This is a genomic window from Streptomyces hainanensis (assembly GCF_004348415.1).
GTDB lineage: Bacteria > Actinomycetota > Actinomycetes > Streptomycetales > Streptomycetaceae > Streptomyces > Streptomyces hainanensis.
In genome coordinates this window covers 1-7,821 of record NZ_SMKI01000380.1, presented here as the reverse complement: position 1 = coordinate 7,821, position 7,821 = coordinate 1, and the positions used below count along the sequence as shown (strand labels likewise).

The 7,821-nt window shown below is 72.6% G+C and carries 6 protein-coding genes; all 6 read right to left on the bottom strand.

The annotated features are described in order from the left end of the window. Positions 1-30 precede the first annotated feature (30 nt). Positions 31-2,088, bottom strand: coding sequence for a transcription termination factor Rho (gene rho, locus E1283_RS27570; RefSeq protein ID WP_132820876.1), 2,058 nt, complete (start codon positions 2,086-2,088; stop codon positions 31-33). 453 nt (positions 2,089-2,541) lie between these two features. Then, the gene (gene thrB / locus E1283_RS27565; RefSeq protein ID WP_132820875.1) at positions 2,542-3,468 is read right to left on the bottom strand and encodes a homoserine kinase; all 927 of its coding nucleotides are present in this window, start codon (positions 3,466-3,468) and stop codon (positions 2,542-2,544) included. 238 nt (positions 3,469-3,706) lie between these two features. Continuing rightward, positions 3,707-4,789, bottom strand: coding sequence for a threonine synthase (gene thrC, locus E1283_RS27560; RefSeq protein ID WP_132820874.1), 1,083 nt, complete (start codon positions 4,787-4,789; stop codon positions 3,707-3,709). Positions 4,790-4,798: 9 nt separating this feature from the next. Beyond that, positions 4,799-6,091, bottom strand: a complete 1,293-nt coding sequence (locus E1283_RS27555) for a homoserine dehydrogenase (RefSeq protein ID WP_132820873.1) — start codon at positions 6,089-6,091, stop codon at positions 4,799-4,801. Between the two features lie 91 nt (positions 6,092-6,182). Next, entirely contained in the window at positions 6,183-7,574 is a 1,392-nt protein-coding gene (lysA, locus tag E1283_RS27550) for a diaminopimelate decarboxylase (RefSeq protein ID WP_132820872.1), read from the bottom strand. Positions 7,575-7,595: 21 nt separating this feature from the next. Continuing rightward, on the bottom strand, positions 7,596-7,821 hold a 226-nt coding region (locus tag E1283_RS27545; RefSeq protein ID WP_243745145.1), incomplete at its 5' end, for a DALR anticodon-binding domain-containing protein.

Sequence of the window (7,821 nt, the reverse complement as noted above, 5' to 3'; positions counted from 1 at the left end):
CGCCCACCCACACCACGGTGAAGCCGTCCGTCAGTCGCCGTTCGGCGTCGGCGTCGTCTTCTGGATCTGCATCAGGAACTCCGCGTTGGACTTCGTCTGCTTCATCTTGTCCAGCAGCAGCTCGATCGCCTGCTGCTGGTCGAGCGCGTGCAACACCCTCCGCAGCTTCCAGACGATGGCCAGCTCGTCGCTGCCCATCAGGATCTCCTCCTTACGCGTGCCGGACGCGTCGACGTCCACTGCCGGGAAGATCCGCTTGTCGGCCAGCTTGCGGTCGAGCTTGAGCTCCATGTTGCCGGTGCCCTTGAACTCCTCGAAGATCACCTCGTCCATCCGCGAGCCGGTCTCGACCAGCGCGGTGGCCAGGATGGTCAGCGAGCCGCCGTCCTCGATGTTGCGGGCCGCGCCGAAGAACTTCTTCGGCGGGTAGAGCGCGGCCGAGTCGACACCACCGGACAGGATGCGCCCGGAGGCCGGGGCCGCCAGGTTGTAGGCGCGGCCGAGGCGGGTGATGGAGTCGAGCAGCACGACCACGTCGTGGCCGAGTTCGACGAGCCGCTTGGCCCGCTCGATGGCCAGCTCGGCGACGGTGGTGTGGTCCTCGGAGGGCCGGTCGAAGGTCGAGGAGATGACCTCGCCCTTGACCGAGCGCTGCATGTCGGTGACCTCTTCGGGACGCTCGTCGACGAGGACGACCATCAGGTGGCACTCGGGGTTGTTGCGGGTGATGGCGTTGGCCACCGCCTGCATGATCATGGTCTTGCCGGTCTTCGGCGGGGCCACGATCAGACCACGCTGCCCCTTGCCGATGGGCGAGACGAGGTCGATGATCCGCGTCGTCAGCGCGCCCGGCTCGGCCTCCAGGCGGAGCCGCTCCTGCGGGTAGAGGGGGGTCAGCTTGTTGAACTCCGCGCGGCCGCGGCCGGATTCGGCGGCCATGCCGTTGACGGAGTCCAGCCGGACCAGCGCGTTGAACTTCTCGCGCCGCTCCCCCTCGCGCGGCTGCCGGACGGCGCCGGTGACGTGGTCGCCCTTGCGCAGGCCGTTCTTGCGGACCTGGGCGAGCGAGACGTAGACGTCGTTGGGGCCCGGGAGGTAGCCGGAGGTGCGGACGAACGCGTAGTTGTCGAGGATGTCGAGGATGCCCGCGACGGGGATCAGCACGTCGTCGTCGGCGACCTGCGGCTCCACGACCTCGTCGCGGCCGCGCCGACCGCGGCGGTCCCGGTAGCGACCGCGGCGACCGCGGCGACCACCGTCGAAGTCGTCGTCCCGATCCCGGTCACGGTCACGGTCGCCACCTCGGTCACGGTCACGGTCGCGGTCACCAGCTCGGTCACGGTCACGGTCGCGATCCCGGTCACGGCCCCGGCCCTGTCCCTGGCCGTCCTTGCTCTGGCCGTCCTTGCCCTGGCCCTGCCCCTGGTTCTGACCGCCCTGGCCGCCGCTCTGGCCCTGGCCGCCCTGCCCCTGGCCCTGGCCGGTGCCCTTGTCGCGACGCCCGCGCTCCCGCTTGGGCCGTTCGGCGGACGATCCGTCACCCTTGCCGCCACGCTCGCCGGAAGCCGTGTCGGCGGCCGGGGAGGACGCCTCGCGCTCGGCCTCGACGGCCGTCGCCGTGCCGTTGACGGCGGCCCTGGTCCTGCTCTCGCCCTTGCCTTCGGCCTTGGGCTCGGCCTTGGCCTCGGCGGCCTGGCCCGGAATCTCGATCTGCTGCTGAGCGGTGGCCTCGTCACCCGTGCGCGCCCGCGAAGTGGTGCGGCGCTTGGGCTTCTCGGTGGCGGGCGCGGCGTCGGCGGACTTGCTGTCCGCGCCGGCGCCCGCGGAGCCGCCGTTTCCGGCGGCCTGCTTCTCCTTGATGACCTCGATCAGCTGGCTCTTGCGCATCCGCGCGGTGCCCCTGATCCCCAGCTTGGCGGCGACCTGCTGCAACTCGGCCAGAACCATGCCGTCGAGGCCGGTACCGGAGCGCCGACGCTTGGGCGCGGCGGTGGCGGCAGGAGCGTCCGTGGCGGACGCGGTGGCAGCACCGGCAGACTTGTCGGCGGTGTCGGCACTCACGCCCATCAGATCGGTGGTGTCGCTCACGAAGGGTCCTTCCCTGGAGCGGACGTCGGCCTGTCTGGCTCGGCGACCGGTCGTGCTGTCCGGCTGCGGCCCCTGTGCGGCGGGCCGGCCGGTGCGGTAATCCCGCCTGTGATCGCGGCGGAAGATCAGTTCATGCTGGTGCGGGGTGACGTCACAGCTAACCGCCGCACCGTTCCGGAGCGGGCTCAACACCGCCAGGCAGGCTGCTCAGGCTGGTGATGGAGGCTCCCGGAAGAAAGAGGTGGCCCCAGGATGTGGGACCCCGGAATTCCGCACGACGCCCACCAGGGCGCTTGGTGCAGACATGAGATTAACACTACCGGATCCTGCCTTCATTCCCCCTCTCGCTGATCGATTCGGGATCTCCGGCGGTCCCGGCCGATCTGCGGCGATCGCACGCGATCGCCTGGTCGACGGCGACTCGGTGCGCCGCGCGCGCGGCGTCCGGTCGCGTCACTGAGCGGCCCCGGCCAGCGGTAGCACGCAGGCTCCCGCGGTGTCCATTTCGAGCCGGTTCGCCGTCCAACCGTCGCCGGCCAGACGGGAGATCTTGTCCGCGGCCCCCTCCTCGGCGAGGGCGAGCACGGTCGGCCCCGCGCCCGAGATGACCGCCGGCACGCCGTCGGCGCGCAGCCGGTTGACCAGGTCGATGCTCTCCGGCATCGCCGACGCCCGGTACTCCTGGTGCAGCCGGTCCTCGGTGGCCGGCAGCAGCAGCTCGGGACGCCTGGTCATGGCCTCCACCAGCAGCGCTGCGCGCCCGGCGTTGGTGGCCGCGTCGACGTGCGGCACGCTGCGCGGCAGCAGGCCGCGCGCCGTCTCGGTGGCCAGCGGGCTGGCGGGCACGAAGACCACCGGCGCGATCCCGGGCGACGGGTCCATCCGGATGGCGCGGACCGCGCCGCCCTCGCCCCAGGCGAGGGTGAAGCCGCCGAGCAGGCAGGCGGCGACGTTGTCGGGGTGGCCCTCGATCTCGGCGGCGAGCTCGAGCAGCGCCGCGTCGTCCAGCCGGGCCTCGCCGCCGGTGGTCACCGCACGGGCGGCGACGAGACCGGCGCAGATGGCCGCCGACGAGGAGCCGAGCCCGCGGCCGTGCGGGATGCGGTTGGCGCAGACGACCTCCAGGCCGCGCGGCTGGCCGCCCAGCGCGTCGAAGGCGGTGCGCAGCGTGCGGATCAGCAGGTTGCGCTCGTCGCGGGGGAGGGTGTCGGCGCCCTCGCCGGCGATGTCGACGTGCAGCCCTGTGTCCGCCACCCGGACCACGACGTCGTCGTAGAGCCCGAGGGCCAGACCCAGCGCGTCGAACCCAGGGCCCAGATTGGCGCTGGTCGCCGGGGTGCGGACCCGTACGGCGGCGGCGCGGAAGGCGGGATGGGCCATCGCTCGATGACTCTCCTTGGTGAGATGTGCGGCGTGTCCCCACAGGATCTGCTCGCACCGCGCCGGTGGACGGTGCTGATTGTCCGGGGCGCTGCGTGTCTGGTGCGAGTGGTACCCCACTGCGGAGGACGAATACCAGCCTATCGAAGGAAGGTTCAGACGCGATACAGGGCGGGGTGGTGTCGCCGCTCACCCCGCCGACCCCGCGCGACGCCCGTGACCTCGGGCGTCGCGCGCGTTACGCGAGACCCAGGCGCTCGGCCGCCGCGTCCGCGTCGACCGGCACGGTGACCGGACGGGGTGCGCCGGCGACGGCCCAGTCCGGGTCCTTGAGGCCGTTGCCCGTGACCGTGCAGACGATGCGCTGGCCCGGGTCGACCAGGCCCTGCTCGGCGGCCTTCAGCAGCCCGGCCACCGAGGCCGCGGACGCGGGCTCGACGAAGACGCCCTCGCCGGCGGCCAACAGCCGGTAGGCGGCGAGGATCTGTCGGTCGGTCACCTCGTCGATCCGGCCGCCCGAGTCGTCCCTGGCGCGCTCCGCCTGCTCCCAGGAGGCCGGGTTGCCGATCCGGATGGCGGTGGCGATGGTGGACGGGTCCTTCACCGGCTCGCCGCGCACGATCGGCGCGGAGCCGGACGCCTGGTAGCCCCACATCCGCGGGGTACGGGTCGCGGGACCGTCGGCCGCGTACTCGCGGTAACCCTTCCAGTACGCGCTGATGTTGCCGGCGTTGCCGACGGGCAGCACGTGGATGTCCGGGGCGTCGCCGAGCATGTCGACGATCTCGAACGCGGCCGTCTTCTGGCCCTCGATGCGCACCGGGTTGACCGAATTCACCAGCGCCACCGGGTACTTCTCCGACAGGCCGCGGGCCAGCGTCAGGCAGTCGTCGAAGTTGCCGTCGACCTGGAGGATCCGGGAGCCGTGCACCAGGGCCTGGCCCATCTTGCCGAGCGCGATCTTGCCCTGCGGGACCAGCACCGCGCAGACCATCCCGGCCCGCACCGCGTAGGCGGCCGCGGAGGCCGAGGTGTTGCCCGTGGAGGCGCAGATGACGGCCTGCGCACCCTCCTCCTTGGCCTTGGAGATGGCCATGGTCATGCCGCGGTCCTTGAAGGAGCCGGTCGGGTTCGCGCCCTCCACCTTGAGGTGGACCTCGCAGCCGACCCGCTCGGAGACCCGCTGGGCGAGCACCAGCGGGGTGCCGCCCTCACGCAGCGACACCACGGGCGTCGCGTCGGTCACCGGCAGCCGGTCGCGGTACTCCTCGATCACGCCGCGCCACTGGCGGCTGGTGTTGCTGACGATGCTGCTGCTCATGCGGTGGTCCTACTCCCCTTCGACGCGCATGATGCTCGCGACGCCATGCACGGTGTCCATTCTGCGCAGCGCCTCGACGGTTCCGCTGAGCGCGGCGTCGGGTGCCCGGTGGGTGACGACGACGAGCTGCGCCTCGCCGTCCTTGCCGGTCTGGCGCACGGTGTCGATCGAGACCCCGTGGTCGGCGAAGACCGTGGCGCACTGGGCGAGCACGCCCGGTTTGTCAACGACGTCGAGGCTGATGTGGTAGCGGGTGACCACCTCACCCATCGGGCTGACCGGCAGCGCCGCGTACGCCGACTCGCCGGGGCCCCGGCCGCCGCCGAGCTTGTTGCGGCAGGCCGCGACGAGGTCGCCGAGCACCGCGGAGGCGGTGGGCGCGCCGCCGGCCCCCGGGCCGTAGAACATCAGCTGGCCGGCCGCGTCGGCCTCCACGAAGACCGCGTTGTACGCCTCGCGCACCGAGGCCAGCGGGTGGCCGAGCGGGATCATCGCCGGGTGCACCCGGGCCGTCACCGACCGTCCGTCCTCGGCGCGCTCGCAGATCGCCAGCAGCTTCACGGTGCAGCCCATCTTGCGGGCGCTGGCGATGTCGGCGGCGGTCACCTCCGTGATGCCCTCGCGGTGCACGTCGTCGAGGCGCACCCGGGTGTGGAAGGCGATGCCGGCGAGGATCGCGGCCTTGGCGGCGGCGTCGAAGCCCTCGACGTCCGCCGTCGGGTCGGCCTCGGCGTAGCCGAGCGCCGTGGCCTCCTCGAGCGCCTCGCCGTAGCCGGCGCCACTGGACTCCATGCGGTCCAGGATGAAGTTGGTGGTGCCGTTGACGATGCCGAGCACCCGGTTGACCTTGTCGCCGGCCAGCGACTCGCGCAGCGGTCGCAGCAGCGGGATCGCGCCCGCCACGGCGGCCTCGAAGTAGAGGTCGGCGCCGTGTTCCTCGGCCGCGGCGTGCAGCGCGGGGCCGTCCTGCGCGAGCAGCGCCTTGTTGGCGGTGACGACGCTGGCGCCGGCGTCGAACGCGGCGTTGATCAGGCCCCTGGCCGGCTCGATGCCGCCGATCAGCTCCACCACCACGTCGATGTCACCGCGCCCCACCAGCCCTGCCGCGTCGGAGGTGACCAGGTGCGGGGCGACCCCGCCGCGTGCCTTGGCCGGCCGCCGCACGGCCACCCCGGCCAGCTCGACCGGGGCACCGATCCGGGCGGCGAGGTCGTCGGCGTGCGTCGTCATCAGGCGGGCCACCTGGGAGCCGACGACTCCACATCCGAGCAGCGCCACCTTCAACGGCCGATCGCTCACCATTCGACCTCGCCTTTCAGCTCTCGTGTCGTGTCCAGTCTCACGCACCCGCGAAAGATCCCCGCATCCCGGTTCACTATGCGGACGCTTCTCTCTACCCCACGTCGAGCCGCAGGAGATCCTCCTCGGTCTCCCGCCGCACGATGGCGCCGGCCCGGCCGTCCGCCACGGCGACGACGGGCGGGCGCGGGGTGTGGTTGTAGTTGCTGGCCATGGAGCGGCAGTAGGCGCCGGTGGCCGGCACGGCGATCAGGTCGCCGGGGCCGGTGTCGGCGGGCAGGTAGGCGTCCCTGACCACGATGTCACCGCTCTCGCAGTGCTTGCCCACCACCCGCGCCAGCATCGGCGGGGCGTCCGAACGGCGCGAGGCGAGCGCCACCGAGTACTCGGCGTCGTACAGCGCCGTCCTGATGTTGTCGGACATGCCGCCGTCCACGCTGACGTACGTCCGCAGGCCGGGCAGCGGCTTGATCGTCCCCACCCGGTAGAGGGTGAACGCGGTCGGCCCCACGATCGCCCGCCCCGGCTCCACCGAGATCCGCGGCACCGCCAACCGGGCCACCTCGCACTCCCGCCCGACGATCTCCCGCAGCGCCTTGGCGATCTCCGCGGGGCCCTGCGGGTCGTCCTCCGAGGTGTAGGCGATGCCGAGGCCGCCGCCGAGGTCGATCTCCGCCAGCTCGACGCCGTGCTCGTCCCGCACCTGGGCGAGCAGCGCGACCACCCGGCGGGCCGACACCTCGAACCCCGACATGTCGAAGATCTGCGAGCCGATGTGCGAGTGCAGCCCCAGCAGTTCGAGGCTGTCCTCGGCGAGCGCCCGCCGCACCGCCTCCGCCGCTGTCCCACCCGCCAGCGACAGACCGAACTTCTGGTCCTCGTGGGCGGTGGCGATGAACTCGTGGGTGTGCGCCTCGACGCCGACGGTGACCCGGATCTGCACGCCCTGCCGCACCCCGGCCGTCCGGGCCGCGGCCGCGACCCGCTCGATCTCCTCGAACGAGTCGACCACGATCCGCCCGACCCCGGCCTCGACCGCGCGCTCGATCTCGGCCGCCGACTTGTTGTTGCCGTGGAACGCGATCCGGCCCGCCGGCATCCCGCCGACCAGCGCGGTGCTCAGCTCGCCGCCGGAGCAGACGTCGAGGTTCAGCCCCTCCTCGGTGAGCCAGCGCACCACGGCCCGCGAGAGGAACGCCTTGCCGGCGTAGAAGACGTCCGCGTCCGCCCCGAACGCCTCCCGCCAGGCCCGGCACCTGGCCCGGAAGTCGGTCTCGTCGAGGAAGTACGCGGGCGTCCCGAACTCCTCGGCCAACGCCCGGACCCCGACACCGCCGATCCGGACCTCCCCCTCCTCGTCTCGCTCGACGGTCCTGGCCCAGACCTTCTCGTCCAGCACGTTGAGGTCGGCGGGCGGCGCCGCGTAGTGGCCCTCGGGCAGCACGTCGCCGTGCCTGGGGCCGGCCGGGTGGGCGGAACGACTCATGGAACTCTCTGACTTTCTGTCTCAGACATGCTCGGGTGCACTGACGCCCAGCCGGGTCAGGCCGTCGACCAGCACCACCCCGGCGGCCTGGGCGAGGGCCAGCCGGGACCGGTGGACGGCCAAGGGTTTCTCGTCCCCCCACGGCAGCGCCCGCCGCATGGCCGCGCTTCCCCCGAACGCGTCGGCGACCCGCACCAACGACCGGGCCACCCGGGTCGGCTCGCCGTCCCACGGGTGCTCCCCGAGC